This is a genomic window from Thiorhodovibrio frisius (assembly GCF_033954835.1).
GTDB lineage: Bacteria > Pseudomonadota > Gammaproteobacteria > Chromatiales > Chromatiaceae > Thiorhodovibrio > Thiorhodovibrio frisius.
Genome location: NZ_CP121471.1, coordinates 2,152,127 through 2,178,813, shown reverse-complemented (window position 1 = coordinate 2,178,813; position 26,687 = coordinate 2,152,127). Strand labels below are relative to the sequence as shown.

The 26,687-nt window shown below is 60.7% G+C and carries 27 protein-coding genes and 2 riboswitches; of the genes, 14 read left to right on the top strand and 13 right to left on the bottom strand.

The features are described from left to right. Positions 1–148: 148 nt before the first annotated feature. On the top strand, positions 149–604 hold the full coding sequence (locus tag Thiofri_RS10195; protein ID WP_009151296.1) for a hypothetical protein: 456 nt from the start codon (positions 149–151) through the stop codon (positions 602–604). A 176-nt stretch (positions 605–780) separates the two neighbouring features. Here the strand turns inward: Thiofri_RS10195 and Thiofri_RS10190 are convergent, their stop codons facing one another. Further along, complete coding sequence (locus tag Thiofri_RS10190) at positions 781–1,128, bottom strand: GDSL-type esterase/lipase family protein (RefSeq protein WP_223296840.1); 348 nt, start codon at positions 1,126–1,128, stop codon at positions 781–783. 619 nt (positions 1,129–1,747) lie between these two features. On the opposite strand from Thiofri_RS10190, the gene Thiofri_RS10185 reads away from it, so the two are divergent. After that, positions 1,748–3,406, top strand: coding sequence for a SagB/ThcOx family dehydrogenase (locus tag Thiofri_RS10185; RefSeq protein ID WP_040858428.1), 1,659 nt, complete (start codon positions 1,748–1,750; stop codon positions 3,404–3,406). A 109-nt stretch (positions 3,407–3,515) separates the two neighbouring features. Here Thiofri_RS10185 and Thiofri_RS10180 read toward each other — a convergent pair whose 3' ends face one another. After that, positions 3,516–4,409, bottom strand: coding sequence for a sulfotransferase domain-containing protein (locus Thiofri_RS10180; RefSeq protein ID WP_009151291.1), 894 nt, complete (start codon positions 4,407–4,409; stop codon positions 3,516–3,518). 95 nt (positions 4,410–4,504) lie between these two features. Here Thiofri_RS10180 and Thiofri_RS10175 point away from each other — a divergent pair, with 95 nt between their 5' ends. Beyond that, entirely contained in the window at positions 4,505–4,765 is a 261-nt protein-coding gene (locus Thiofri_RS10175; protein WP_223296839.1) for a hypothetical protein, read from the top strand. A 230-nt stretch (positions 4,766–4,995) separates the two neighbouring features. Here the strand turns inward: Thiofri_RS10175 and Thiofri_RS10170 are convergent, their stop codons facing one another. The 4 genes from Thiofri_RS10170 to Thiofri_RS10155 form a co-directional block, all read right to left on the bottom strand. Further along, the gene (locus Thiofri_RS10170) at positions 4,996–5,427 is read right to left on the bottom strand and encodes a glycosyltransferase family protein (RefSeq protein WP_143742045.1); all 432 of its coding nucleotides are present in this window, start codon (positions 5,425–5,427) and stop codon (positions 4,996–4,998) included. A gap of 273 nt (positions 5,428–5,700) precedes the next feature. Next, a complete protein-coding gene (locus tag Thiofri_RS10165) occupies positions 5,701–6,357 on the bottom strand; it encodes an EF-hand domain-containing protein (protein WP_009151289.1) in 657 nt (218 codons plus the stop codon). A gap of 137 nt (positions 6,358–6,494) precedes the next feature. Then, positions 6,495–7,352 carry a cytochrome c3 family protein gene (locus Thiofri_RS10160; RefSeq protein ID WP_051023989.1) on the bottom strand — a complete coding sequence of 286 codons (858 nt, stop codon included), beginning with the start codon at positions 7,350–7,352 and terminating at the stop codon, positions 6,495–6,497. Beyond that, a complete protein-coding gene (locus Thiofri_RS10155) occupies positions 7,349–7,927 on the bottom strand; it encodes a hypothetical protein (protein ID WP_009151287.1) in 579 nt (192 codons plus the stop codon). The genes Thiofri_RS10160 and Thiofri_RS10155 overlap by 4 nt, the downstream gene beginning before the upstream one ends. Before the next feature lie 597 nt (positions 7,928–8,524). Between Thiofri_RS10155 and Thiofri_RS10150 the strand changes: the two genes are divergently transcribed. Beyond that, positions 8,525–9,118, top strand: coding sequence for a hypothetical protein (locus Thiofri_RS10150; RefSeq protein WP_143742044.1), 594 nt, complete (start codon positions 8,525–8,527; stop codon positions 9,116–9,118). A gap of 10 nt (positions 9,119–9,128) precedes the next feature. On the opposite strand, the gene Thiofri_RS10145 is transcribed toward Thiofri_RS10150, so the two are convergent. From Thiofri_RS10145 to hemB, 3 genes are all read right to left on the bottom strand, one after another. Next, a complete protein-coding gene (locus tag Thiofri_RS10145; protein ID WP_009151285.1) occupies positions 9,129–10,025 on the bottom strand; it encodes an NAD(P)-dependent oxidoreductase in 897 nt (298 codons plus the stop codon). A 13-nt stretch (positions 10,026–10,038) separates the two neighbouring features. Further along, positions 10,039–10,863 (bottom strand): shikimate dehydrogenase, encoded by an 825-nt coding sequence (aroE, locus tag Thiofri_RS10140; protein ID WP_009151284.1) that lies wholly within the window; start codon positions 10,861–10,863, stop codon positions 10,039–10,041. Between the two features lie 147 nt (positions 10,864–11,010). Continuing rightward, positions 11,011–12,024, bottom strand: coding sequence for a porphobilinogen synthase (gene hemB / locus Thiofri_RS10135; RefSeq protein ID WP_009151283.1), 1,014 nt, complete (start codon positions 12,022–12,024; stop codon positions 11,011–11,013). A gap of 330 nt (positions 12,025–12,354) precedes the next feature. On the opposite strand from hemB, the gene Thiofri_RS10130 reads away from it, so the two are divergent. The 3 genes from Thiofri_RS10130 to pdxA are packed head-to-tail and all read left to right on the top strand — an operon-like array spanning position 12,355 to position 17,060. After that, positions 12,355–14,676: an LPS-assembly protein LptD gene (locus tag Thiofri_RS10130; protein WP_009151282.1), complete on the top strand. Its 2,322-nt coding sequence runs from the start codon at positions 12,355–12,357 to the stop codon at positions 14,674–14,676. Between the two features lies 1 nt (position 14,677). After that, positions 14,678–16,045 carry a peptidylprolyl isomerase gene (locus Thiofri_RS10125; RefSeq protein ID WP_009151281.1) on the top strand — a complete coding sequence of 456 codons (1,368 nt, stop codon included), beginning with the start codon at positions 14,678–14,680 and terminating at the stop codon, positions 16,043–16,045. After that, on the top strand, positions 16,035–17,060 hold the full coding sequence (gene pdxA, locus Thiofri_RS10120; protein ID WP_009151280.1) for a 4-hydroxythreonine-4-phosphate dehydrogenase PdxA: 1,026 nt from the start codon (positions 16,035–16,037) through the stop codon (positions 17,058–17,060). Before Thiofri_RS10125 ends, pdxA begins: the two co-directional genes overlap by 11 nt. Before the next feature lie 80 nt (positions 17,061–17,140). Here pdxA and Thiofri_RS10115 read toward each other — a convergent pair whose 3' ends face one another. Both Thiofri_RS10115 and Thiofri_RS10110 read right to left on the bottom strand, forming a co-directional pair. Then, complete coding sequence (locus tag Thiofri_RS10115; protein ID WP_009151279.1) at positions 17,141–18,097, bottom strand: Gfo/Idh/MocA family protein; 957 nt, start codon at positions 18,095–18,097, stop codon at positions 17,141–17,143. 30 nt (positions 18,098–18,127) lie between these two features. Beyond that, on the bottom strand, positions 18,128–18,292 hold the full coding sequence (locus tag Thiofri_RS10110; protein WP_009151278.1) for a hypothetical protein: 165 nt from the start codon (positions 18,290–18,292) through the stop codon (positions 18,128–18,130). A 142-nt stretch (positions 18,293–18,434) separates the two neighbouring features. Here Thiofri_RS10110 and Thiofri_RS10105 point away from each other — a divergent pair, with 142 nt between their 5' ends. Then, positions 18,435–19,271, top strand: coding sequence for a symmetrical bis(5'-nucleosyl)-tetraphosphatase (locus tag Thiofri_RS10105; RefSeq protein ID WP_009151277.1), 837 nt, complete (start codon positions 18,435–18,437; stop codon positions 19,269–19,271). A gap of 114 nt (positions 19,272–19,385) precedes the next feature. Here the strand turns inward: Thiofri_RS10105 and Thiofri_RS10100 are convergent, their stop codons facing one another. Both Thiofri_RS10100 and rsfS read right to left on the bottom strand, forming a co-directional pair. Further along, positions 19,386–19,883 (bottom strand): dihydrofolate reductase, encoded by a 498-nt coding sequence (locus Thiofri_RS10100; RefSeq protein ID WP_009151276.1) that lies wholly within the window; start codon positions 19,881–19,883, stop codon positions 19,386–19,388. Next, entirely contained in the window at positions 19,883–20,260 is a 378-nt protein-coding gene (gene rsfS, locus Thiofri_RS10095) for a ribosome silencing factor (RefSeq protein WP_009151275.1), read from the bottom strand. Before rsfS ends, Thiofri_RS10100 begins: the two co-directional genes overlap by 1 nt. Before the next feature lie 337 nt (positions 20,261–20,597). Continuing rightward, positions 20,598–20,688, top strand: a riboswitch (glycine riboswitch). Position 20,689: 1 nt separating this feature from the next. Then, positions 20,690–20,873, top strand: a riboswitch (glycine riboswitch). 168 nt (positions 20,874–21,041) lie between these two features. Between rsfS and gcvT the strand changes: the two genes are divergently transcribed. From gcvT to moaB, 6 genes are all read left to right on the top strand, one after another. After that, complete coding sequence (gene gcvT, locus Thiofri_RS10090; protein WP_009151274.1) at positions 21,042–22,133, top strand: glycine cleavage system aminomethyltransferase GcvT; 1,092 nt, start codon at positions 21,042–21,044, stop codon at positions 22,131–22,133. Positions 22,134–22,261: 128 nt separating this feature from the next. Next, a complete protein-coding gene (gene gcvH / locus Thiofri_RS10085) occupies positions 22,262–22,651 on the top strand; it encodes a glycine cleavage system protein GcvH (RefSeq protein WP_009151273.1) in 390 nt (129 codons plus the stop codon). Between the two features lie 117 nt (positions 22,652–22,768). Beyond that, positions 22,769–24,157, top strand: a complete 1,389-nt coding sequence (gcvPA, locus tag Thiofri_RS10080) for an aminomethyl-transferring glycine dehydrogenase subunit GcvPA (protein ID WP_009151272.1) — start codon at positions 22,769–22,771, stop codon at positions 24,155–24,157. Between the two features lie 28 nt (positions 24,158–24,185). Then, entirely contained in the window at positions 24,186–25,667 is a 1,482-nt protein-coding gene (gene gcvPB, locus Thiofri_RS10075) for an aminomethyl-transferring glycine dehydrogenase subunit GcvPB (RefSeq protein ID WP_009151271.1), read from the top strand. Positions 25,668–25,769: 102 nt separating this feature from the next. Beyond that, positions 25,770–26,138 carry a diacylglycerol kinase gene (locus Thiofri_RS10070; protein WP_009151270.1) on the top strand — a complete coding sequence of 123 codons (369 nt, stop codon included), beginning with the start codon at positions 25,770–25,772 and terminating at the stop codon, positions 26,136–26,138. Between the two features lie 11 nt (positions 26,139–26,149). Then, positions 26,150–26,680: a molybdenum cofactor biosynthesis protein B gene (gene moaB / locus Thiofri_RS10065; protein ID WP_009151269.1), complete on the top strand. Its 531-nt coding sequence runs from the start codon at positions 26,150–26,152 to the stop codon at positions 26,678–26,680. Positions 26,681–26,687 lie beyond the last annotated feature (7 nt).

The window sequence follows — 26,687 nt, the reverse complement described above, 5'->3', positions numbered from 1 at the left end:
GCACACACAGCTGACTCGGCTTTCCTTGCTGAACGTCACTCACAGACAAGCGATTCGCTGAGATTTTTGCATCCAACAGCCCCACTTGGAGCTATGTTAGCAATCATTGTGCTGGCACCTGAAGTCCAAAACGCCTGAGAAGAGAAAGATGATGATGAAAAAGCTGTTGTTTTCGATCCTTGTCACCTTAACAATCCTTGGTGCAACACCTGTTGCAAGTGCTGAGGACGTCGAAGGCGGATTATTCGTCAACCTGACCACCGATGATACCTGGGCTGCGGCCAAGGCTATTCTGTTTGCCCACGAGAAGGTACTCAAGCGCGGCTACAAGCCAGTGGCGATCTGGCTAAATGTTCGCGCCATTTACCTGGCCGACAAGAAGCGTGCATCCCACGTCCATGGCCTGATGAAAGAGGAAGGTCGCTCGATTCAGGACATGCTGCATGCCTTTATGGCTGATGGCGGGATAGTCATTGCCTGCATGGCATGCTCGAAAGCCGCCGGGCTGACGCAAGCCGACTTCTTCGAGGGGGTCCAGATGGGCAACCCGGACCTCGTGACGGAACTACTGTTTGACCCCAAGGTGAAGACCTTGTCCTGGTAATCGACGCCGGCTGAGCGATCGCATGCCAGCAGTCATGGGTTATTGATAGGGTGACTGAATTATTCATCGACCCTTGCCAAGGCATTCGATACCTCTGGCGCGTTCGCATTGGGACGGGACTCTGTTTGATGTCTGGCTGGTTAGCTTTAAGCCGACACCGACATTGGAAGAAGTCGTCACTCAACAAGTGCACCTGCCGGTTGAAGCGCATTTTTCGCCCATCCCCTCACCTGCGGGCAAGAACATCGAGCGGATGCGCCCGCAAAAACAAACCCGGGAGCGGGATGCCCAGCAGGACGACCGCACTGCCTTGCTCGCGCGCCAGGATGATCATGTCCGCAAGATTTGGCCTCGGTCTTGGCGGTGTCGCGTTGGCGCAGAAAATCATTGCCGCCATGGCCCAGGATGACAAGATCCGGCTGCCAGGTGCTGAGCAATGCCGGCAGGCGTTCCAGGCCGGCATCGCTCTCCTCACCGGAGACCCCGGCGTTGATGACCCGATGACCGCTGAGGTTTGTAAGCACCGCCGGGTAGCTTTCCTCATCCTTGGCCCCGACGCAGGGTCACCATTCCTGTCGAACGCTGTTCTCAATGAACTTGAAAGCTTCTAGCCGATGCCGCACGTCGAGAGTCACAAGACGCTTCGACAATGCGATGCACTTCGCAAGCCGATTCAGACGTGGAGGATTGTACGATGACACCCGCAAACACGCTTTTTTCTCGCCGCTGTTGTGGCGGACCTGTTTTGGTGCTATCGCTGGCGCTGATTGCATTTGGGGTCCTATTCAAGCTGCTGGCCGCCTCCGGATTAGGCTGGGTATTCCTCGCGGTCGGCGTCTCAACCCTTGGCTTGTGCATGCTGCTCGGTCAGAGGCGCTGCCCGACCGAGCCTTAGCAAGTCGCGTCGTCGAACAAGATCAATGCCCCACATGAAGCGCTCTGCCTCCCCAGATCCGACCTTGGTCGACCATGAGAACAACTCAGGGGCCGAGCCGCCAAAGGTGACACCTGTCCCACGTCCGAGTGCGCAAAGCATGCATGAGAGCGTCGCTGTCTGGGACGGTTGCGGCTCTTGCGGGGCCGAGCCGTATTGGATCGAGATCGGTTCCCAAAAGGGTTTAAGCAACGGCCGTGGTAATGTGCATGGCGGCTGACACCATGCATGCAGCGGAATACCACGAGCGTACCAAACATCACTTGCACGGTTTCGCAGCCGGCCCCGGGGGGCTGGATTGGGCCACCCAGCCTGAGGCTTTTCGCGATTACGGTGACTGTCCGCAAATCGCATTGCCACTCGCCGACCAGGCCCCCGCAATACCCTTCGCCGCACTCGCGGGCGGGGTAAACCCAGCGGCCATGCCGCTGAGCATTGATGCCCTTGGGATCTTTCTGTCCTGCTCGCTGGCTATCTCCGCCTGGAAACGCTACGGCCCATCGCGCTGGGCCCTGCGCTGCAATCCATCAAGCGGCAACCTGCATCCGACCGAAGCCTACCTGGTAATGCCTGACATCCCCGGGATTCCCGCCGGTCTCTATCACTATCGCCCCCAAGACCATCGCCTGGAGCAACGGCGCAGCGATTCCACGGAGATGTCGCAGACCCTCTGCAATGACACGCCGGCCGGGAGCTTGCTACTCGGATTGTCCTCGATTCCCTGGCGCGAGGCATGGAAATATGGCGAACGGGCGTGGCGCTATTGTCTGTTGGACCTGGGGCACGCGCTTGCAGCCCTGCGCTACGCGGCCCGTTTATGCGGCTGGCAGGTCCGGGTGCTGGAGCAATGGACCGATCAGGATGTGGCCTGTCTGCTTGGCCTGGACCGCGCGGACGAGTTCATTCCCGAGGAGCCGGAATATCCTGAATTGCTCTGCCTGGTCACACCCACGGAACGCTCGGCGTCGATCCCAATCGGCTGTCTGGCAGGCTGTCCGTCAGGGCTGTCTGCGGCCTTGGCAGAGCGCCCGTGGTCGGGCAAGGCCAACCGGCTCTCGGCCCACCACAGCCACCACTGGCCACTGATCGATGAAGCCATCCGTGCGACAGAGCAAGTGTCGACGCGGCCAGGGGATGGTGTTGCCAACGCGCAACCGGCGCCGCTTCCATTCCGTTGTGCGGACTCGGCTGTCACGATCATCCAGCGCCGCCGCAGTGCCCAGGCCTTCGATGGCGTGACGCCGCTGTCGCGCGAGGACTTCTTCTCCATCCTCGATCACTGCGTGCCTCGCCCATCTGTACCACCCTGGAGTGGTCGCCCTGCGCCGGCCCAGGTGCATCTCATCCTGTTCGTGCATCGGGTCGAGGGGCTGGCGAGCGGGTTGTACGCCCTGCCCCGCGATCTTGCGGCCGCCCCACGCCTGCGGAGCGCCATGAGCGACAACTTCCTCTGGGAAGCCGTCACGGATGCTCCTGAGCATCTGCCGCTGATGTGTTTATTGCACGCTGATACCCGTCAGCTGGCCGCCCGATGCGCCTGCCACCAGGACATCGCAGCGGACAGTGCCTTCTGCGTGGCCATGCTGGGTGACTTTGAACAGGGACTGGCGACAGACTCCCGGGGTTATCGCCGACTGATGGTGGAAGCCGGACTCATCGGTCAGACGCTGTACCTCGGCGCCGAGGCATATGATCGGCAGGGCACGGGGATTGGGTGTTTCTTCGACGACGCCCTGCACGAACTTCTCGGACTGCGCGATCGAGGCTTTCAGGTTTTGTATCAATTCACCTTGGGCAAGGCACTGGTCGATACGCGGATCGCCACGGAACCACCCTACCCGGGCGTTCACCAGCCAACAGGAGCTTAGTCGATGTTCATCGTGATCAATCGCGTCGCTGTGGTCGAGGACTTTGCCGAGATGTTCGGGGTGATGATCGATTCCGCTGTCGCTGATCCGCAATGACGGCTTGGAAAGCTCAATTGAGGCCCAAATAGGCCAGGCACTCGACGGGCAGCTCCTGCCGGCAACGGCGGAGAATGCGCGCCTCCTGATCGGGCGTCAGTTGGGTTTTGTGATCGCCGGTCTCGCCTTTGCGGATAAAGCCGCCAGGGCGAAACATTGGGCTGCCGTCCGCGTTGCGCCCGGCAAAGCGCTGGCTGTTCGCCTTCATCCAGGCGAAGGAGGAAAGATGTGCGGCCCGCTCGCGCGTCTGCGGCGTTAATGGCCAGCCAAGAAAGTCGGCGATGCGGGTGATCGCGGCGGGCAAGTCGGCCTTGAGATCGCTGTAGGGCAGCATCAGCAGGTTGTCGCGCTCGCGCTGCGGCCACCAGCTTGCCAGGTTGCGAAACCACGCGCCGAACCCCAGCCAGGCATCGACGTGAGCATCCAGGCTCGCTGGCCGCTCCAGCCCGTGACAGGCGAGCGCGCTGTCAGTCATGTCCATCAAATGGTGGTAAAAGCTGATGCAGCAGTCGCACGGATCGCGCACTGTCAGAATCAGACGTGCGATGTCCCGGCCCGGGGTCTGCTCCCAGGTGCAATGGGTCTTGAACAAGCGCGGGGCGGCACGCGTTTCAAGCGCCTCCAACACCTGCCGCCATGTCTGGGGCGGGCGCTGGCGTTCCAGCCAGGGAACCATACCGTCGATGTCCTTGAACGCCTCATCGCCACCGGTGCACAGTTGATGCAGAATCTGCTGCATCCAGGTGGTGCCGGCCTTAGGCGCCGTGGTGATCAGCACATCTGTCGGGCGTGCTTGGAAATTGGCGAGTATCCAAGGGTCATGCAGCGGATGGGGTTCGCCCCAGTGTGGGTCGGGTTGCTCGCCCCGCTCCAAACGGCTTGTGCCTGCAAGTTGCTGAGTGCTCATGCCATTGTGTTCCTAACGCTCATGGTTCCGGCCACTGCGGATATTGATTCCCTATATTTGCCGAGCCTGCGCTCAGAGCCGCGATCTTCGCCGGCATGCAGCGCACCCTCGCTCCGGGTGGCCTGCTCCTACTGCATGGCTTCACCCCGGCACAGCTTGCTTATCGCAGTGGCGGCCCGCCTTGTGCCGAGCTGCTCTACACGCCCGAACTCCTACACGAAGCCTTCGCCGGGCTTGAGATTATGCGGCTTGAGGAGTACGAGTGCGAACTGCAGGAAGGCACCGGTCATGTCGGCCGGGCGGCGCTGATCGACCTGGTCGCACGGCGACCACGCGCCGCCCCAGTTGCAGCGTAAAGCAGGCTGAGCGACCGCTCATCGCCTCACCCGGCCCGGTTGATTCGGATGTGCGCCGGCACCGAGCACCCTTGGACGGCAGCCCCTCTGGCCCAAACTCCCGAGAACCTCAAGCCAGACGAGAATTTTCAACGATGCCCAACCAGGACACCGCCTTTGACGCTTCCAGCCAGCCATTACGCGTGCTCTTCGATGGCGGCTGTCCGCTCTGCCGGCGCGAGATCGCGCGGTCACCCTGCTCCCTCCAAATACTCTAAAACCCCCGGTGTGTTTCCAATTAAATGGTCGCAGCGCTGAAAATACTTAAGCTTATAATACCCTCCTAAACGAGCCAGATTCGTGCAGCCATCCAACCGGCTCAGCGCCCCTGCAGCGCGACTCATCCAGGCCAATTGTATATTGGGATTAAAGCGCTCGGCTTCGCGCGACACCCTGCGGCGCGCCAGAAATTTCTGCACCCCCTGAGCCGGGATTTCAACCACATCGCAGCCGGCTGCCTCGAGCCGGCGCCGGCGATTGGCATTGCGGCATATAAGGACACGCTGATTGAGGCCGTGGGCCTGAAAGGCCATTGTCAACTTTTCAAAGAAAGTCTCCGCACCGCCTTCACCATGCGCCAACATGACTTGTAGTAAGCGTATCGACTGCAAATTTCTATCCAACAAATCAATCCTGCTTATAGGTATGCGCAAGGCTGCCGCTCCGACGACCTATACCAAGCAGAGAAGGATTTTCAGCTTGTTTCGGACCGGGCTGCGGACAGGGGGACGCCGTGAATCCTTACCATGTGGCTTCACGGCGCTGATCGAGCTCAAGCTCGGGTTGGACGGGGAGCCCCCAATTCTTTAGCGTCTCGGGCGCAACGGCTATAGGGTGAGAGGTTACCTCTGCTGCATTTATTGCGTTCAATGCGCGCCTTGGTGGTGAATTCCAATTTATTGATTCGGGCGCGGCGGATTGGGATTGGCCGGCGCCGGCTGACCTGACGGCGGTTGCATTTGCTGCCGGTGATGGGCCTGCGCCGTGGCGAATTCTTGCGGATCGACCAGACCATCGTTGTTGAGATCCACCTCACCAAAGGCGGGTGCGTTGGCCAGATTGCGCATCTGGTAGCCTTGTTTCGAGCGCTCCGCGATGCGATTGGCCCGCGCTTCGTAGAATTCCTGTTCGCTGAGGCTGCCGTCCGCATTCAGATCAAACTCGGTGAAGGTTGGCATATTTCTCCCCATGCCCATCCCCTGACCTGATCCCATCCCCGCTCCCATTCCAGGCCCCATCCCCGGACGGCCTTGCATGCGCGCCTGCTGGCCAGCGGCGAATTCGTCGGGCATCAATTGACCATCGCCATTGCTGTCGAAGTCGGCAAAGGTCGGCGCATTGGCTGCTCCGTTCATTGGGGCTCCCGCGGCGGCACGAGCGGCCATGCGCTCAGCGCGGATGCTGTTGAATTCTTGCTCGGTCACGATGCCGTCGCTGTCCTGATCGAAGACGGTGAAGGGCATGGGGCCGGGAGGTTGGGCGAGCGCGAGCGGCGCGCCGCCGGCGACGATCATGGCGACGCTAAGGACGAGGGTTCGAGTCTTATGTTCCATCAGGGTTCTCCGTTGATTGGTCGATGCTTCGTAGATGCTTTGGGGGGATGGCCTTGAACGCTCTACGATTCGATTATGATCCAAAACATTGCAAAGAACGTGAATGAATTGTGCAAATCTTGCGCGATGAATGCGGTTCAGTCGTCATGATCATCCTCGTCATCGTCATCGTCATCGTCATCGTCATCCTCGTCATCGTCGCCATGCCTGCCACGGCGCTCTTGGCCGAAATCTTGGTCCCATGTTCCCTGCGGGGCGTCGAGGTATCGGCGTCGACGCTCATGGCGATCAGTTTCTTCCCAATGGATGTCGTCTTCGTCGGCGCTGCGGTGGCACTCGACGCAGTTCTCATAATCATAGATGCCTTCCTCGACATGCTCCTCACGGATGTTAGAGCGTGAATGCTCATGGCAACCGTAACAGGTGTAGCGACTGACGTCGTTGTTCAGATGACAGGTCTGGCAGCTGGCCTGATGGTCCCGGTCGAGCACGAAGAAGCGGTCGTGGTCGATGGTGGCGGGTGTCCAGGCCTGCTGCGAGTGACACTGTCCGCAGTTGTCGGCGATCCCGCGATGCAGGCTGTCTTCGGGGTTATTGTGGCATCCGCTGCACGTATCGCGCAGATTGACCTGCAACAGATCATGGGAGAACTGGCCGATGGGTCGGAAGGAGTGCACACCCTTGTGGTCGCTATGGCAGGCGACGCAGTCCTGCTCGATCAGGTCTTGATGAAAGGGGGTGAGTTTGTGTTCGTTGCCGATCGCCAAGCCTTTAGTGGTGACCAGACCGATCTCCGCAGGTTTGTGACATTCAATGCACTTGTCTGGTTGGCTGCCGAGGAAGGGGGTATGGCAGGCAAAACAGTCTGTCTCAAGATCCGCGTGCGCGTCGATCAGCTTGCCGGGCTGGATCATCGCTTGCGGATAGAGGAAGGCGAGCAGCACCAGGAGCGCGAGATTTGCGGCAACAATGGTGAAGATCAGCTTTTTGTTCATTTCCATTGCCAATACAAGAAGATGCTAAGAATATGCGTGAGCCCGAGAACCCCGAAGGCGAGCGTGATTGGGAAGTGGACAGCGCGCCATTGCTTCATCAGATCCACGGTGACCGAATCCCAGAAAACCTCCTTGTCGACGGCCTTACCCGTCAGGCCGCGCTCTTCGTAAGCGTCGCGTTGCGACTTCAGTTGACGCCGCGAGCGATCCAACAGGTACCTGCCCGTCATGCCGCTCGCGAGCGTGATGAGCATCGCCAGTAGCGCCAGCCAGGGCAGGATCGCGTAGACGTGGATGCCTGCGTGTACCATGATCATCAGTGCTCCGAGCCAGGTCAGCACCTCATGCAGGCGCAACAGCCCCTTCGGCTTGCCAAATTCAATCAGCTTGCGCTTGCGCATCGAATAGAAGAAGGACAGCAGGATCAGGATGGTTCCGGGAATGCCCAGATAGCGGCCGATCCACATCAGCCCAAAAAGGTGCAGCAAGGCATCGGTGATGGCGGTCGCGACGAGCAGCGAGCCGAACATCACCAATAACGGCAGGACTTCTTTGCTAAGGATCGAGAATTTCATGGTGTTACCAATGGGTGTCCGCCAGAGGGATGTCGCCCTGTCCTCGCCTCTGCCGCCTGAAACCCGCTATCTTGCTGATCCAGCGCAAGGTATCTGGCGCGCTGTCGATGAAGGCCCAAAAGCCCAAAGACCGCCACCTGGCCCAGGATGAAAGTGCCGATCAGGATTGCAAGAGTTGTCGTGCTCATGGTTCTCGTCCTTATTCTGGTTGGGTCGCGATAGGGCGGTCGCGATGGCCGCAACCTTGGGGAGCACAATAGCGATGCCAGGCTTACAAAAGGCTGTACGTCCTTGTCAGCGAATTGTCAGCGAACTCAGGCCGATGATGGAAGCCGGTCACATTTCTTTCGGGTATAGATCGGGAAGATCGAAGGCCAGCAGCAGACTTCGCTGGCACAGCGACTCGCTGCTCAACACATCGAGCCAAGATAAGAGTTGAGGTACCAGACCCAAAGTCTGGCAAGTTTTTCTCGCTTCCTCCCAGATTTCTGCTATGTTTATGCGTCAACTCTCTGAGATCAGACATCAATGACCCTCATACGCCTGCCTGGCGACGCTCAGCAACGCGGGCAGGGTATTGAGGAGGCTAGCCTTAGCATGAACAGAACAAAGAACCCGGCCGGCGCAATCGCAGAACAGGCTCAGGCAATATCAGCTTGGTCATTGCTGTCGCTCTCAGGCAGGCACAAGATGACCGCTACCGCCGCGCTGAATCGCGACAGCATCATCCGGCAGATTGCAGGTGGATCGGCGCGGGCTGCGCTGTTTTTTGGCCTGTCCACCGCGCTTGCTTTCGCGATGGGCGGGGCACCGGATCCGGAAGCTTCGACCTCGCCCTGCATTCAGGGAGAGGCGGTCACAGGCAATGGCGCTATCTCCCGATGCCAATGGGCCAATGCTCAGACCGGATTGAACAGTGTCAGACTGAAAATCAACCCGGATAAGCCGCATTCAGGCCGCCCCAAGGGCGAGATACTTGATGCCCATTTTTCAACCCGTGTATCCCTGTGCGACGGCCAATCTGATACGGAGTGCCTCGGCCGCCCGATGGAATTGATCGGGCTCATCGTTGGCAATGGCGCGACGCTTCGATTCAAAGCCGGCTCTGATACCTTCATGGAAGGCAAGATCAAGACCTTCCAGACCGATGGGGTGACCTATTTCGGTTTAGGGGAATGCAACTGCCGCTAGGGGGCGTTCATCATCCGCTAGGTTGATCGTTCGCCTCGACAAGGGTGCTGTACAGGGCTGAATAATCGGCATCTCCAAGGCCGGCTGCCAGTCCACGCTTGCAAGCAGACTCAAGCGCGGTCAAGGCCGCTGTATCCATACCGGACGACTCAACCACACGATGGAATAACGCGATGTCTTTCAGCAGATGTCTGAGTGGGAAATTGGCCTGGGCATAGTCCTGACTGAGATAGTTGCTGAGCTTCTTATCGAAAGTAGGCGCATAGAGCGCGCTCCCGCGCAGCAGGGACATGAACTGGTCGACATCGTTGCCCTCTTGTCTGACCAACCCGAGGCTTAGGCTGAATGTGGCTGTCAGACCAGCAATGAGTTGATTCATCGCGAGCTTCATCCCCGCCGCTTGGCCCAGCTCGCCAATTCGCTGGGGCTGCTGCGACAGCGCCTGAAACACCGGGTTGCAGCGTTCAAACAGCGCCGCATCGCCACCAGCCATGAGAATCAGATTGCCAGCGCGGGCTTCGGGCAGGCTTCCAAGCACTGGCGCCTCGAGATACGCGCCGCCTTGGTCGGCAACGCGACGAGCGAGCCGACGGCTTTCGTCCGGGGCGATGGTGCCCATCTGGACCAGAATTTTCGTTGAGAAATCTGGCGCTGGATTGCTGCTGAACAGGGTCGCTTCAATCGCCTCGGCATCGCTGAGCAACAACAGAATCACCTCAGCATCGGCGATGGCGGCTGCCGGGCTGTCCGCAGCGTCAATCCCTTGCCCGGTCAGTGCCTGGGCTTTGGATAGTGTGCGATTCCAACCGGCCACCCGAAACCCCTGCGATCTCAGTCGCACCGCGATCTCGGAACCCAGCAGCCCAAAACCCAAAACAGCCAGTCTTGGCGACATGGACTCTTTCATAGCTGACCCTCCTTCATAGCTGCCCCTCCCGTAGCGCGTTAATCACCGGCGCGGTATCCGGTCGCAGGCCGCGCCAGAGCAGGAAGGACTCCGCTGCCTGTTCGACCAGCATGCCGAGACCATCAATGACACGCCTCGCGCCCTGCTCCTGGCCCCAGCGGCAGAAAGGCGTTAGCGTATCGGAATAGTACATATCGTAAACCCAGCCACGCTCAGCGAGACAATGGGATGGCAGGTGAATGCCTGATCCGTGTAAACCACTGGAAGTAGCATTAATGATCAAATCAAATCGCTGGTCCCAAAGTTGATCCAGACCACAGCCGCTGACAGGACCCGCAGCGCGCATGGCTTCGGCCAGGGCTAAGGCTTTCTCGACGGTGCGATTGGCAATGGTCAGTGCCGCCACGCCGGTCTCGAGCAGCGGCAAGAGCACGCCGCGCGCGGCACCGCCCGCACCCACAAGAAGCACCGAGCGTCCTGCGAAGGAGAAACCCTGGTTTTCAGCAAGATCGCGGATCAGGCCGATGCCGTCGGTATTGTCTCCATGCAGCAGGCCGCCGTCGGAGACCGCCAGGGTATTGACTGCGCGGGCCACGCGCGCGCGTTCGCTGAGATCATCAAGGAGTTCCCAGGCAAGTTCCTTGAAAGGGACTGTGACATTCAGACCACGTCCACCCGCCGCGACAAAGGCCCGCACATCGCCGGCGAAATCGTCCGGATTGCCAAGAATCCGGTCATAGTCCATGTCTTGCTCGGTCTGATGCGCGAAAGCCGCGTGAATAGCGGGGGACTTGCTGTGCGCGATTGGATTTCCAATCACGGCGTAACGATCAGTCATGGTCCAGTCTCCGCCTCATATCCCTGGCCAGTGTGCGCTTCTCGGATTGTTCATTATCTGCCAATGCCTTCTTGCAACACTTTCCCAACAATGGCTCCCAACGCTGGCAGTCTCCAAGAATGCGCTGTCTCGCGGACACGCTTCCTTTCAGCCGTTCAGCCAGCGTGCGGCCTGCTTGGCATAGTAAGTCAGAATGCCATCGGCCCCGGCGCGCTTGATGCTAGTGAGTGCCTCGAGCACCACGGCCTGTTCGTTGAGCCAGCCGTTTTGGCTGGCCGCCTTGAGCATGGCGTACTCACCACTGACCTGGTAGACGAAAGTCGGCGCGCCAAAGCCATCTTTGATCCGCCGCACGATGTCCAGATAAGGCATACCGGGTTTGATCATTACCATATCCGCACCCTCGGCCAGGTCCAGCGCGACCTCATGCAGGGCCTCGTCGGAATTGGCTGGATCCATCTGGTAGCTGTACTTGTCGCCACCACCAAGGTTGGCTGAAGACCCGACGGCATCGCGGAAGGGACCGTAGAAACTTGACGCATATTTGGCAGAGTAGGCCAGAATGCGTGTGTGGATGTGTCCCGCCGCCTCCAGGGCTGTGCGCACCTCGCCGATGCGCCCGTCCATCATGTCAGACGGGGCAACGATGTCGGCACCGGCCTCGGCATGGGAAACGGCCTGTTTGACCAGCACCTCCACGGTTTCGTCGTTCATCACATAGCCGCTGTCATCGATCAGCCCGTCCTGACCGTGAGTCGTGAAGGGGTCAAGCGCCACATCCGTCACAATGCCAAGCTCAGGCACGGCATCCTTGAGCGCCTTTACCGCCCGTTGCGCCAAACCGTCCGCGTTGAAAGCCTCGCGCGCATCGAGCGACTTGGCCTCCATTGGGGTGACCGGGAAGAGCGCCATGGCCGGAATACCCAGCGCGGCAATGGTGCGCGCCTCCTCCACCAGCAGATCGATGCTCAGGCGCTCGACGCCCGGCATTGAGGGCACTGGCTCACGCTCGCCCTGCCCCTCCAGCACAAAGACCGGATAAATAAAGTCATCCGGCAACAGGTGGGTCTCACGCATCATGCGGCGAGAGAAATCATCGCGGCGCATGCGGCGCATGCGGGTGACGGGATAAGCGGCGCGGGTTGGGGCGATATCAGGCATGGCAACGAAAAACTCGGTCAGGTCGAATGAATGAAACGGAAGCGGCAACCAAGAGGTTAAGATACCGGAACTGGCGCCTTGCTCCAACCGTCAAAGCGCACGCCGATTTGAAGCAAACTCCCAAGTATGCGATTTTTGCGCCCTTGCGCGAGGCCGATGCGCCACTGCCCCAAGGCCAAAGGGCTCGACTCTCACACAGGAACTAGACTGTTGCAGACGCAGCCAGCATCAACTTCACTAGGCCCGCGCGTGGCTTCGCGCCCGTCGGCACGCGCACGCTGGTTCGCCACCGCAGCTGCCGCCTGGCTGCTTTTACTGGCATTGGGCGCGATGGCCGATTCATCCCAAACGCCGACCACTGTCGCCACCCCGACCACGGACGCGACTGGACTCTCCCCCACCGAGTCCGCAGCGGAACAGCGGCAAGCGAACCTGCTCTATGTCCCAGCCACCACAGCGCGCCTCTATGATGGGCTCGACTGGGACTACTGCGGCCCTAGGCCAGTGCGGCTTGGCCCATATCGGCAGCCACCGCCCATCGACCCGCTGACACCCATCGATGTCGATGCGGGCGGCCTGATCCATCATCGAGACACGCGGGTAACCGAGTTGTCGGGCGGCGTCCATTTACAGCGCGGTGCGCAGGCAATCGACACCGAGACACTGAGCCTTGATCACAATACCGGGCAAGTGACCGCCCCCGGCAAAACCTACCTGGCCTATCCGGGGATCCGCCTCATCGGCGAGGAAGTCCAGGTGAATCTCGACAACGACCAGGGCCAGGTTTCCGATGCCAGTTATCGTTTCAGCGGCGAGACCAACATGCGTGGCCAGGCGGAGCGGATCGAAATCGCATCCCGGGAGCTGATGCACCTAAAAAATATCCGTTACCTCACTTCCTGCAAACCAGGCAACAAAAGCTGGTCACTCCATGCACGCGAACTCGACTTGGACCAAGCGAGCGGACGCGGAACAGCGCGCCACGCGCAGTTGCGCATCCGCAACATCCCGGTACTCTACAGCCCTTGGTTGAGTTTCCCAATCGATAACAGGCGCAAAAGCGGACTCCTCGTGCCCATTATTGGCAATTCGGATCAATCCGGTATCGACATCACCCTGCCGTATTACCTGAACTTGGCACCGAACATGGACGCCACCCTGTATCCCCGCTTCCTGAGCAAGCGCGGCCCCATGCTGGGAGGCGAATTTCGCTACTTGACCCGCCGCGACCAGGGCACGATCAGCGGCGAGATCATTCCCCACGACAGAGCCTACGAGCAAAGTTCAGGCCCCCGCGGTGCCCTGCACATCGAACAGAACGGACGCTTCCGGGAGCGCTGGGGAACTTACATCGACTATAACCTAGTTTCAGATGACCAATATCTGGAAGACTTTGGCAATAGCCTAAATGTCACCAGTACCAGGTACCTGATCCAGCGCGGGGATCTGACCTACTTCGGCAACGGCTGGAACCTGATCGGCAGCATGCAGGCTTATCAGACCGTCGATCAGGATGTCGCACCCGAGAATCGTCCCTATGATCGCCTGCCGCAGATTCTGCTGACCACCAACCAGTTTAACTTTGGCCCCGGACTTCAGGCGGGTGTTCAGGCTGAATATGACTACTTCGACCACGAGCATCTGGTTCATGGCCAGCGCTTCACCCTCTCCCCACGCGTCAGCTGGCCGCTGCGACGCAGTTACGGTCATCTGATCCCAAGTCTCGGCGTCCAGCTCAGCCAATACCAACTCGTGGACCAAGACGCTGGTTTGCCGGATGACCCCTCCCACATCATCCCCACCTTCGATCTTGACGGACGTTTAGTGTTCGATCGCGCCATCGACTGGCTCGGCACTGGCGCCATCCAAACGCTCGAACCACGATTGTTCTATCTCTACACACCCTATGAGGACCAGAACGAAACACCGGTTTTTGACAGCTCCGAGTTGAATTTCAGCTTTTCAAACCTGTTTCGCACGAATCGCTTCACCGGTCGCGACCGCATTGGCGACGCCAATCAGCTCACCCTCGGCCTGACCTCGCGCACCATCGGCAACGACAGCGGCGAGGAACTCTTCCGTGCCAGCATCGGCCACATAGTCTTTTTTGAGGACCGCAGGGTACAGATCGCTGGCTCGGAAGAGACCCGCTCGGGCTCACCCCTGGCCGGAGAAGTCGCCGGACGACTGTTCAGCCACTGGCATGCCCGTGCCAGCGTACTGTGGGATTCGGAAACTGGAGTAGAGAACACCAATTGGCAAAAACGCAGCCTGGAGTTGGAGTATCGCCATCCAAGCAATGACCGCCTGATTAACCTAGCGTACCGATTCGACGAGGGAACCAGTGTGGATACCAGTTATGAAGATACCGATGTATCCTTTCGCTGGCCAATCAACAACGGGCGCGCTGAACTCGTCGGCCGCTGGCTCTATTCCGAACAACACCAACGCACCATGGAGGCTTTCGCGGGAATCGAATTCGGCCAGTGCTGCTGGCGACTGCGTCTGGTGGGCCACCACTTCAAGAACAGTCCCGACTCCACCGGCACCAACTCCGTCATGGTGCAGCTCGAGCTTGCCGGACTCGGCAGCATCGGTAACTCGATCGATAGCTTCCTGACGCGCGAAATTTACGATTACCAGATGAACTAACATGCACCAATTTGGCACTTTCAACCTTGGACAGCCCATTCTGCCGCCCACCTTCGTGCGACAGTTTCTGCTGCTGCTAGCCATCGGGCTGTTTCAAACACCGGCGCTTGCCGCAACCATCCAGCCGCTCGACGGCATCGTCGCTGTGGTCAATGAAGATGTCATCGTCCAAAGTGAGATCGAGAACGAAATCGATCTGCTTATGCCTCAGCTTCAGCAGAGTGGTGCTGCGATCCCTCCCCGCCCGGAACTCGAACAGCAGGTACTCGAGCGGCTGATACTGAAGCGACTGCAAGTTCAGCGCGCAAAGATGCTCGGTATCGAAGTCGACGATGCGACTTTGACTCAGGCCATGGAGAACATCGCCGCGCGCAATGGCATGGCGCTTGACGAGTTGCAACTCACGCTGGAGTCCAGCGGGGTTGACTTCAATGACTTCCGCGAAGACACCCGCATGCAGATTCTGACCTCACGTCTGCAAGCGCAGGAGGTCGCCGGGAACATCCGCGTCAGCGAGCCCGAAATCGACCGTTTTCTCGCAACCGAATCCGACTCCCTGCTCGAACGGCGCGAGGTGCGCCTGCAGCACATTCTTGTTGCCCTACCAGACGAAGCCTCGCCCGAGGACATCCGCGCCGCTGAGCAGAAAACCCAGTCCCTGCTCAAACGGCTCCGCGCAGGAGAGGACTTTTCTCGCATTGCCGCTGCCAACTCCGACGGGCGCAATGCCGCCGATGGTGGCGACCTTGGCTGGTTTGCCATGGCCGATGTTCCCGTTCTGGTTGCCGCGCCAGCACGTCAGCTCGACAAGGGAGAGGTATCGGGCCCCATCCGCAGCCCCAGCGGCTTTCATTTGATCAAGGTCACAGACATCAAGGGCGATGACCCCGAGCCCATCACCCAGACCCATGCCCGCCATATACTGATTCGCACCAACGAGTTGGTCTCGGACGCTGACGCCAAACGCCGACTCTCGCAACTGCGCATGCGCATCGTCGGTGGCGACTCCTTCGAGACCCTGGCGCGGGCAAATTCGGACGATACCGGCTCTGCACTCAAAGGCGGCGACCTTGGCTGGATCGGCCCCGGCGATACCGTGCCTGAGTTCGAAAAGACCATGAATAGCCTGGCGCCCAACGACATCAGTCAGCCGTTCCAAAGCTCCTTTGGCTGGCATATCGTGCAGGTGCTCGAGCGCCGCAAGCAGGATACGCGCGAGGATCTCCTGCGGATGAAGGCCGTCGAAGCCATACGCGCGCGCAAGGCCCAGGACGCGACCGAAATCTGGCTGCGCCGGCTGCGCGATGAGGCTTTTGTAGAAGTTCGCCTTGAGCAGCCGGAGCCTGACGACACGGACAATGCCAACTGACTCAGGCTTCGCTTCCATCCCGCGCCTGGCGATCACGCAAGGCGAGCCGGCCGGTATTGGACCCGACCTGTGCATTGCCATTGCCCAGCGCGACCACCCCGCCGATCTGGTGGTGATCGGCGACGGCCCGCTGCTGCGCGAAAGGGCCGCCGCACTCGGCATGCCGCTTGCGTTGCGTCCCTTCGATCCCAAGGCACCAGCACAGCCCCAGCGAGCCGGGCAACTGCGGCTACTTCAGAACCTTTCTCCGGCCAAAACAGTGCGCCCCGGCACCCTGGAGCCCGCCAACGCCGCCCATGTGCTCGACACCCTGGCACTGGCCTGCGATGGCTGTCGCGATGGACGCTTCGATGCCATGGTCACGGCACCCGTGCACAAAGCCGTGATCAACCAGGCCGGCGTTGCATTCTCGGGCCACACGGAATTCCTCGCCGCGCGCTGCGGCGGCCATCCGGTCATGCTGCTCGCTGCCCCCGGTCTGCGCGTCGCGCTGGCAACCACCCACTTGCCGTTAAGGGAGGTTCCCGACGCCCTCAGCGCAGCATTGCTCGAGCGCGTCATCATCACGCTAGATGCCGCGCTCAAACAGGACTTCGGCCTGGACGCGCCGCGCATTCTGGTCTGTGGTCTGAATCCGCATGCCGGCGAAGGCGGACATCTCGGACAGGAGGAACAGACCCTGATCGGCCCAACCGTACAAGCACTCAAGAACCGCGGCTTCCGACTGCAAGGCCCGCTGCCGGCCGATACGGTCTTTGTACCCAAGCGCCTAGCGGAGGCAGACGCCGTGCTAGCGCTCTATCACGACCAAGGCCTGCCGGTGCTCAAACACTTGGGATTTGGCCGCGCGGTAAACATCACGCTCGGTCTGCCAATCATCCGCACCTCGGTTGACCATGGCACCGCGCTCGATCTGGCCGGGAGCGGCGCGGCTGATCCCGGGAGCTTTGAAGCTGCTATCGCCAGCGCCATCGCCATCGTCGAGCAACACCGCAAAAACCGTTGCAGCGGCTAAAGCTATTGCAAATAACGTTATCAGTTTTGGGCCGAAATTCCATATCAGCTAGGTACAAACAAGACCGCGAGCGAGCAGCCTCAATGCGAAAGAGTCATCGGCTCCATCGCCGCCATGCGCTCACGCACCTGCAGCGCGACCTCAAGCGCCCTCAGCCCAACACGCCCGTCAACCAGCGGCGACTGCCCGCGCGCCACCGCCTGGACAAAGGCTGCGATCTCGGCATCCAGCGGCTTGACAGCCTCCAGCGCGATACTCTCGCGCAAAATGCTCGGGCGCGTCTGACCTTCCACTTCCTCACGCGTTGCCACATCCAAGCGCTGTTCGGCAAAATCCAGCGACAGATAATTGCGCGGTTGAAACACCCGGATGCGGCGAATTTTCTTCTCGGAGACGCGACTGGCCACCACATTTGCCACGGCGCCATTGGCAAACTCTAGGCGCGCGCTGGCGATATCCACATGCTCGGTCAACACCGGAGTGCCGACCGCCCGAACTTCCGTCAGATCGCTATCGACCAGTGCCAAGATAATATCGATGTCGTGGATCATCAGATCTGTGACCACATCGACATCGGTCGCACGCTCGACAAAGGCACCCAGGCGCTGCGCTTCGAGATAGCGCGGCTCTCGGATGCGCCCGGCCAAAGCCATGACTCCGGCGTTGAAGCGTTCCAGATGGCCAATTTGCAGCAGCGCACCGCGTTGCTCGGCCAGTTCGACCAGCTCCGCCCCCTCTGCGGTATTCACCGCAATGGGCTTCTCGAGCAGCACATGAATACCCCGGGCCAGAAACGGCCGCGCCACCGCCAGATGCGCGCTGGTTGGCACCACAATGCTAACCGCGTCGATTTGATCGAACAGCGCCTCAGCACTGGCCCAAACCCGGGTACCGGCCTCGGCCGCGACCGCCGCCGCCCGTTCGGCGTCGCTATCCACCACCCCGACCAGCTCTACAGCGGCCAGCCTGGAGTAGATCAGCGCATGGAATCGTCCCAGATAGCCAACGCCAATGACCGCAACGCGTAGCATACTCATGGCGCGGCACTTGCCCCGGACGGTCGCAGCTTAACCATCCTTTGCCGGTCCAACGGCCAGTTCGCTGGCGACTGGCAGTGCGCCATTGCCGTAGAATAGGTGAAACTGATAAGCCACGGTCAGCGAGAGGCCCATGGCCACGGCAACCAGCAGGAGCGAAAAGAGGTCTATCTTGTTTCGACGCTTGTATGACATGGACTTAGACAGCAAATCTAAGGGTTTCGGTATGCTAAGTTTACAACAGACTGAAATTTAGAAAAGGCCAAATTCAACAACAATCGATCAGCGGTCGCTGCCCGCACCGCCAACCCCGCCCACCCAAAGACAGTATTAAGCCATGGCCACTTACGCAATCGGCGACATCCAGGGCTGCCGCGACGAGTTCGCGCGCCTGCTTGAGCGCCTCGCCTTTGATCCGACCAACGACCGTCTGTGGTCGCTCGGCGACCTGGTCAACCGCGGCCCCAAGTCACTGGAGGTACTGCGGTTTTTCAAAACGCTCGGCGAGTGCGCCGTGGTCGTCCTGGGCAACCACGATCTTCACCTGCTTGCATTGGCAGCAGGCAATCAGCGACATGCCCGCGACAGCACCCTGGACGCCGTACTTCAAGCGCCCGACCGCGACGAATTACTCCATTGGCTGCGCCACCGCCCGCTGTTTTTCCACTCAAAAAAGAAGAATGTCGCCTTGGTCCACGCCGGGCTGCCACCGCAGTGGGACTGCACCCAAGCAGCCGAACTGGCAACTGAGGTCGAGTCCGCGTTGCGCGACACGGGTTATCAGGAATTTTTGCAGGGCCTCTACGGCAACGAGCCAAGTCGCTGGCGTGATGACTTGCGCGGCATGGATCGCCTGCGTTTCATCGTCAATGCACTGACCCGACTGCGCTACTGCGACGCTGAGGGCACGCTGCTACTCAAGGAGAAAGGACTGCCAGGCAATCAACCCGAGGGCGCCCTGCCCTGGTTCCAGGTGCCCGGTCGCCGCAGCCGTGATGAGCGCATCATCTTCGGGCACTGGTCAACCCTTGGCTATCACACAGAGGACAACATCTGGGCCATCGACAGCGGCTGCCTCTGGGGCGGGGAGTTGACCGCGATTCGGGTCCGTCGCAAGAAAACGATCGAGCGCATCGCCATCGACTGCCCCGGTTATGCCGAGCCGGGCGAATGACAGCCATGGCACCGTCTTTATTTACAAGGCCCAGCTGGATTCGCCACTTCCCCTGGGATCAACCACCCTGGGATCAGCCACGCCAAGGTCCAGCACAACTTGCAACCAGGGAGCTCAAGCATCGGCGCATCGCTCCAGGGTCACAAAGCGCAAATCATAGGCATTGCGCGCATCCGCCGGGCGCGACTCGCTGGCGATTTCACGCCAGTGCGCCGGATTCCAGCGCGGAAAGTCCACATCGCCATCGACATCCGCCTCAACCCAGGTGAGATACATGCACGCGGCCTGCGGCATCAGTGCGCGATAGAGCGATGCCCCGCCAATCACCATGAGTTCCGCCGCGCCCGCACAAGCGGCAATGGCAGCTTCCGGACTGTGAACAAGAATCACGCCATCAGGCTGAACATTGCGCTCACGCGATACCACAATGTGCTCACGCCTTGGCAGCAGACCAGGCAGCGACTCGAAGGTCCGCCGCCCCATCACAATCGGCTTATCGAGCGTTAGCGCCTTAAAGTGAGCCAGGTCGGCGGGCAAATGCCAAGGCAGCGCATTGTCGCGGCCGATGACAAAATTGCGCGCCAGCGCAGCGATCAGGGTAACGCGCGCCATCACCCCGCCGCCAGTTGCCGCACGGGCTGAGAGCTAACCAGAGTCGGCGCCGACCACAACCGCTCCAGATTGTAGAAATCCCGCACCTTCGGCAGCATCACATGCAACACAATGCCGTTTAAGTCCACCAGCGCCCACTCGCCTTCGGTCACGCCTTCGGTTCCCAGCGGTGTTTCACCGGCCTCCTTGGCCTTGTACGCCACGGTCTCGGCAATCGCCTTCACATGCCGATCAGAGGTCCCGGAGGCCAGGATCATCAGATCCGTCACCGAAGTCTTGTCGCGAACATCCATCACCTGAACATCGCGCGCTTTCATGTCATCAAGGGTGTTGAGCACCAGTTGTTTCAGAACAAGAAGCTGTCGGTCGAGCTGCATGCAATCTCCGTTTGTTAACGCCAAACTGCTTGGCGGGAGTAGTCAGTGTTAATCAGTCGCCAAGAATACCCGTTCCGAGGCATCCGGGTCAGCCGCACCTTGAATCAAACTCTGCTGACCCCGTCCCATCCGACAGGCTCGTCGGCATCTCTGCTGGTAGAGGGTCTGCTATACCAGTCGCAAACAGTCTTAGGTCTTGGGCCAGAATCTCAATAAAGTTTCGGTCTGTCAGTCATTTTGATGGATCAATCATAAGTGAAACCGACGGTCTCTTTCTAGAAAACCACAACCCCCGTCTTGGCAAGGCGGTGCGAGCACGGTTATAGTTAGCACTCGGAAAGCTGTCGCGGGAGAGATCGGCCCATGGCCGACGCCGAAGGCGCAACTCCGCCCGGAATCGCTCAGGCACCAAGGACCGCGAAATACAGCTCCGACTCTGGAGAGTGGTTTGTCCGCCAACTCTTGCCCCTACCGGGATTTTGCCGGTTTTTTTAGGGGCTCGAGCCGGATGCGGACCAACCCACCGAAGGGGCAGCCCAGCAAGATGTCGCGCGCTATCATCTGCGCGTAACAGGCTAGGGCAAACTCTCAGGTTCAGGACAGAGGGGCGGTGCAACAATCGGCGACAAGCTCCATATGCTGTCACCCCAGGTCAAAAAGTCGCCCGCGCGACCCATGCCATCTGGGTGTCACGCATAGGAGTCATGGTTTGCCATGAGACACGCGCCCCTTCACGCCCCCAAGAACCTTGCCCCAGAGACCCGAACCAGAGACTTTATCTATGGCTCATCGCACCCCCCTCTTTGCCGCGCACCAAGCCGCCGGTGCCCGCATGGTGCCCTTTGGCGGCTGGGACATGCCCCTGCACTACGGCTCCCAGATCGAGGAACATCACAGCGTGCGCCGCAGCGCCGGGGTCTTCGATGTCTCCCACATGCGTGCCCTCGACATCTCAGGCCCGCGCGCGAGCGATTTTCTGCGCTACCTGCTGGCCAACGACATCACCCGAATAAAAAACCCCGGCAAAGCGCTTTATAGCTGCATGCTGAATACCACCGGCGGAGTGATCGACGATCTGATCCTCTACCGAACCAGCACCGACAGCTACCGTCTGGTCCTGAACGCCGCCACCACCGACAGCGACATTGACTGGATCAACGCCCAAGCCGCCCCCTTCGCGCCGGTCATCGCCCGTCGCGACGATCTGGCCATGCTCGCGGTGCAGGGTCCGGAAGCGCGCGCGAAGGCCATTCCCCTGCTGCCGGCGGATATGAAAGCAGTGCTCGAACAGCTTAAACCCTTCAACGCCTGCGAGCACGACCAATTCTTTGTCGCTCGCACCGGCTATACCGGCGAGGATGGCTTCGAGATCATCCTGCCCAATGCGCAGGTAACAGACCTTTGGCAGCGGCTGCTGGATGCCGGCGTGCGCCCCTGCGGGCTGGGCGCGCGCGATACACTTCGGCTTGAAGCCGGCATGAACCTCTCGGGACAGGACATGGACCCCGAGGTCTCGCCGCTGGTCAGCGGCCTAGGCTGGACCATCGCCTGGGAGCCGACCGAGAGGGATTTTATCGGTCGCGCGGCACTGGAGAAGCAACGCCAAGAACCGCCAGCCGAGCGCTTTGTCGGACTGCTGCTGCTTGAGCGCGGCGTGCTGCGACATGGCCAGCTAATCATTGACAACGACCAGACCGCCGGCGTGATCACCTCCGGCGGTTTCTCGCCCACGCTAGAGCGCTCCATCGGCTTGGCGCGGGTCAAGACCGAGATCGCGGGCAATTGCCAGGTCGAGATCCGCGGCAAGCGACTCGCCGCCCGTCTGGTCAAACCGCCCTTCGTGCGCCATGGTGAGATTAAGATCCCACTTTGACCTGAAACGACTGCTTCATCCTCCGGGGTGCCCGGGTCCATGAGCCTTAGGCCGACACTCTTCCCTCATGCCCCGCCCCACCCCGAAAGGGTCTCATTCACCCCCGCTTTACAGCCCGGAGAATCCCCATGAGCCAGGTACCCTCAGATCGAGTTTACAGCGACAGCCACGAGTGGCTAATGGACAACGGCGACGGCACTGCAACCGTCGGCATCAGCGAACATGCGCAAGAGGCGTTGGGCGACCTGGTGTTCGTCGAGACGCCCAGTGTTGGCGACGAACTGAGCGCCAAACAGGCGTGCGCCGTGGTTGAATCCGTCAAGGCCGCCTCTGATATCTACAGCCCAATCAGTGGCGAGGTGGTGGAAGTCAACGAACTGCTCAGCGAAACCCCGGAGCTGATCAATGGCGATGCCCATGGCGAAGGTTGGATATTCCGCCTCAAGATTGCCGATCCCACTGAAATTGATGACTTGCTCGACGCCGACGCCTACGGCGAGCTAATTGCCGAGGACTGACGCGCGCAGCGCCTGCCGCGCCTTGCTAGCCGGCCCTTTGGCGTTGCCGCAGTCTTACATCCGCCCCCTCTCTGGCCGGCAGCTTGCAGGCCGGGGCCAATGACGTGAAACCATCACATGCCCTTTATTCCCCACACCCCTGAAGACACCTCGGAAATGCTGGCCACCATTGGCGCCGCAAGCATCGAAGAGCTGTTTGACGAAATCCCGCCCGAATTGCGCGCCGGGGACATTTCCGGCCTGGCCCAGTCGCTGATGAGGCCCGAGCCGGAAATGGCCGTTGCCCGCTTGATGCAGGAACGCGCGCGCGCCGATGGCGAGCCGCTGTGCTTCTTGGGCGCTGGCGCCTATGAGCATCACATCCCAGCCGCCGTGTGGCAGCTTGCCACCCGGGGTGAGTTCTACAGCGCCTACACCCCTTATCAGGCCGAGGCCAGTCAGGGCACCCTGCAGGTGCTGTACGAATTCCAGTCCATGATGACCGCCCTGACCGGCCTGGATGCCTCCAACGCCTCGCTCTACGACGGCGCCTCCGCGCTGGCCGAGGCGGCACTGATGGCAGTGCGCGCCAACCGCAAGGTGAAGGACAAGCGCGTGCTCATGCCGGCGAGCGTGCATCCCTTCTATCGCCAGACGGTGCGCAGCATTGTGCGCCACCAGGGCATTGAGCTGGTCGAGGTCCCTTATGATCCAACCGGTGGTCATACCACGATCAGCGCCCTGGAACAGGCCGCTGCCGGCAAGCCCTTCGCGGCCCTGGTCATTCCGCAGCCAAACGTCTTCGGCGTGCTCGAGGAGGTCGACAGCCTGACTGACTGGGCGCACCAGCACAACGCCCTGGTCATTGGCCTGGTCAATCCCGTCGCCCTGGCGCTGCTCAGCCCACCCGGCGAATGGGGCACCCAGAGCGAAAAATCCGGCGGTGCCGATATCGCCTGCGGCGAAGGCCAGCCACTCGGCATGCCACTCGCCTCCGGCGGTCCCTATCTCGGTTTTCTTTGCTGTACCCAGGCGCTGGTGCGGCAACTGCCTGGGCGCATCGCCGGCAAGACGCTCGACCTCGACGGCAACCCCGGCTACACCCTGACCTTGCAAGCGCGCGAGCAACACATTCGCCGCTCCAAGGCGACCTCCAACATCTGCACCAATCAGGGCCTGCTGGTCACGGCGGCAACCATTCATTTGTCGTTGCTTGGTGCCGAGGGGCTTGAGCGCGTTGCGGCTGCCTGCCATGCCAACACGCGCGCCCTGATCGCGCGACTGTGCGAAATCCCGGGTATCGAGCCCGTCTTCGACCGCCCGGTGTTCCACGAGCAACTGCTGCGCCTACCTCGGCCGACCGAGGATATCCTCAAGGCGCTGGCTGCCGAGAACATTCTTGCCGGTTTCAACCTCGGTCGCTCCTACCCCGAACTCGACGGCAGCCTGCTGGTGTGCGCCACAGAAACGCGCACCGAGTCCGACATCGACCGCTTCCGCGACGCTCTCGGCCGCGCCCTGTCCTGAGCCAGCGCCAATTAATCCTTCATTCGCCATGCTAATTCACGACCATTCCCATCCTGGCCGCCGTGCTGCGGCCCAGGCGCCGCTTCATCTCGCCAATTGCGACGACCTGCCCAAGGCACTGCGGCGCAAAACACGCCCAGCGCTGCCGGAAGTCTCCGAGCTGGATGCGGTGCGCCACTACACCCGCCTGTCACAGAAGAACTTTTCCATTGACACCCACTTCTACCCGCTCGGCTCCTGTACCATGAAGTACAACCCGCGCGCCTGTAACAGCCTGGCCTCCCTGCCCGGCTTCCTAGCGCGCCACCCGGCAGCGCCAGAAAGCCACAGCCAGGGTGTCATGGCCTGTCTGTTTGATTTACAGGAGATGCTCAAGGCCATCACTGGCATGCATGCGGTCTCCCTCGCGCCAGCCGCCGGTGCACAGGGCGAGCTTGCCGGGGTGCTGATGATTCGCGCCTATCATGACGCGCGCGGTGACCATGCCCGACGCGAGGTTCTGGTGCCCGATGCTGCGCATGGCACCAACCCCGCCTCGGCCATCATGGCCGGCTTCGAGGTGCGCGAGATCCCAACAGGGCCGGATGGCGACGTGGATGTCGAGGCTCTAAGCCAGGCGCTTGGCCCCCAGACCGCCGGCATCATGCTGACCAACCCGAGCACCGTCGGCGTCTTCGACCGCAACATCCAGGTGATCGCCAAGAAGGTTCACGCCGCCGGCGGCCTGCTCTACTACGACGGCGCCAACCTCAACGCCATTCTCGGCAAAGTCCGCCCGGGCGACATGGGCTTTGATGTCATCCACATGAACCTGCACAAGACCTTCTCCACCCCGCACGGTGGCGGCGGACCAGGTGCGGGCCCGGTGGGTGTGGCCAAGCACCTCGAGCCCTATCTGCCGATTCCGCTGGTGGCGCACGAGGGTGAGGGTCCGGGCGAAAAATGGGTCTGGCAAGACGAGCACAGTCGCCCCGAGACTATCGGCCGCCTGACCGCTTTCGGCGGCAACATCGGCATTTTGCTGCGCGCCTATATCTACGCCCGTCTACTCGGCCTCGAAGGCATGCAACGGGTGGGCGAATACGCCACACTGAACGCCAATTATCTGCTCAAGCGCCTGAGCGCGGCCGGCTTTCAGCCCGCCTACCCGCAACGGCGCGCGAGCCATGAGTTCATCATCACGCTAAAGCGCGAGGCCAAGGACCATGGCATCACCACCATGGACTTCGCCAAACGGCTGCTCGACTATGGCTTTCACGCGCCCACAACCTACTTTCCGCTGCTGGTGCCCGAATGCCTGCTGATCGAGCCGACCGAGACCGAGAGCAAAGAGGCGCTCGATGCCTTTGTAGAGACCATGATCGCCATTCGCGAAGAAGCGGTCCAAAATCCTGAGATGCTGCGCACCGCACCGCACTCGCTACCGGTCAAACGCCTTGACGACGTGCGCGCCGCGCGCCACCTCGACTTGGCTTACAACAGTGAAACCAACAATGCAACGGCAATTTAGGCAGACCGCAAGGCGCACGAAAGGCCCTGATCTTAACGGCGTCGACCATTTCGGGCCGCGATCAGACCCTATCATACGCCTGCACCATTCACGCTAAACGGCATGGCCTACCAAAATCAAAACGGCCTGAAACGCATCCTGCGTGCGTTTGGCTACTCGATGAAAGGCTTCAAGGCTTGTTTCGAGCTCGAAGAAGCCTTTCGCCAGGAAGTCATCTTGCTGATTCCACTGGTCCCACTCGGCATGTGGCTAGGCGAGACACCTGTCGAGCGCGCCATGCTGGTCGGCAGCCTGCTCCTGGTGCCCACTGTCGAACTGCTCAACTCCGCAATTGAAGCGAATGTCGATCGCGTGGGACTCGAGCGTCACGAACTCTCCGCCCGCGCCAAGGACATCGCCTCGGCGGCAGTTTTCTCCAGCATCGCCTTTGTGGTGGTAATCTGGCTACTCATCCTGCTCCCAAAGATTTAGCGGTTTAGCCCATGTCCCATCACGCGCCAGATCTTGATTTTCTGCCACTCAATCTCGCGATCCTGACGGTATCCGACAGCCGCACAGCAGAGAACGACGCATCCGGCGATCTGCTGGCCGAGCGCGCCACCGCAGCCGGTCACCAGGTGGTGGCACGCGAAATCTGTAGCGACAACCGCTATCTGCTGCGGGCGGTGTTCTCCCACTGGATCGCAGATGCCGAAGTACAGGTGGTCATCAGCACCGGCGGCACCGGCGTAACCGGACGCGACAACACGCCCGAGGCGCTGATGCCCTTGCTGGACAAAGAGATCGCAGGTTTCGGCGAGCTATTTCGCTCCCTGTCCTTTGGCGAAATTGGCGCCTCCACCATCCAGTCGCGCACCCTGGCCGGCATGGCCAATGCCACCCTGCTGTTCTGCCTGCCCGGCTCCACCGGCGCCTGCCGCACCGCCTGGGATGGCATTCTTGGCCCGCAACTCGACCGGCGTACCCAGCCGTGCAACTTCGCGCAGCTGATTGAACGTTTCAGCGAGCGCTAAGCGCTGA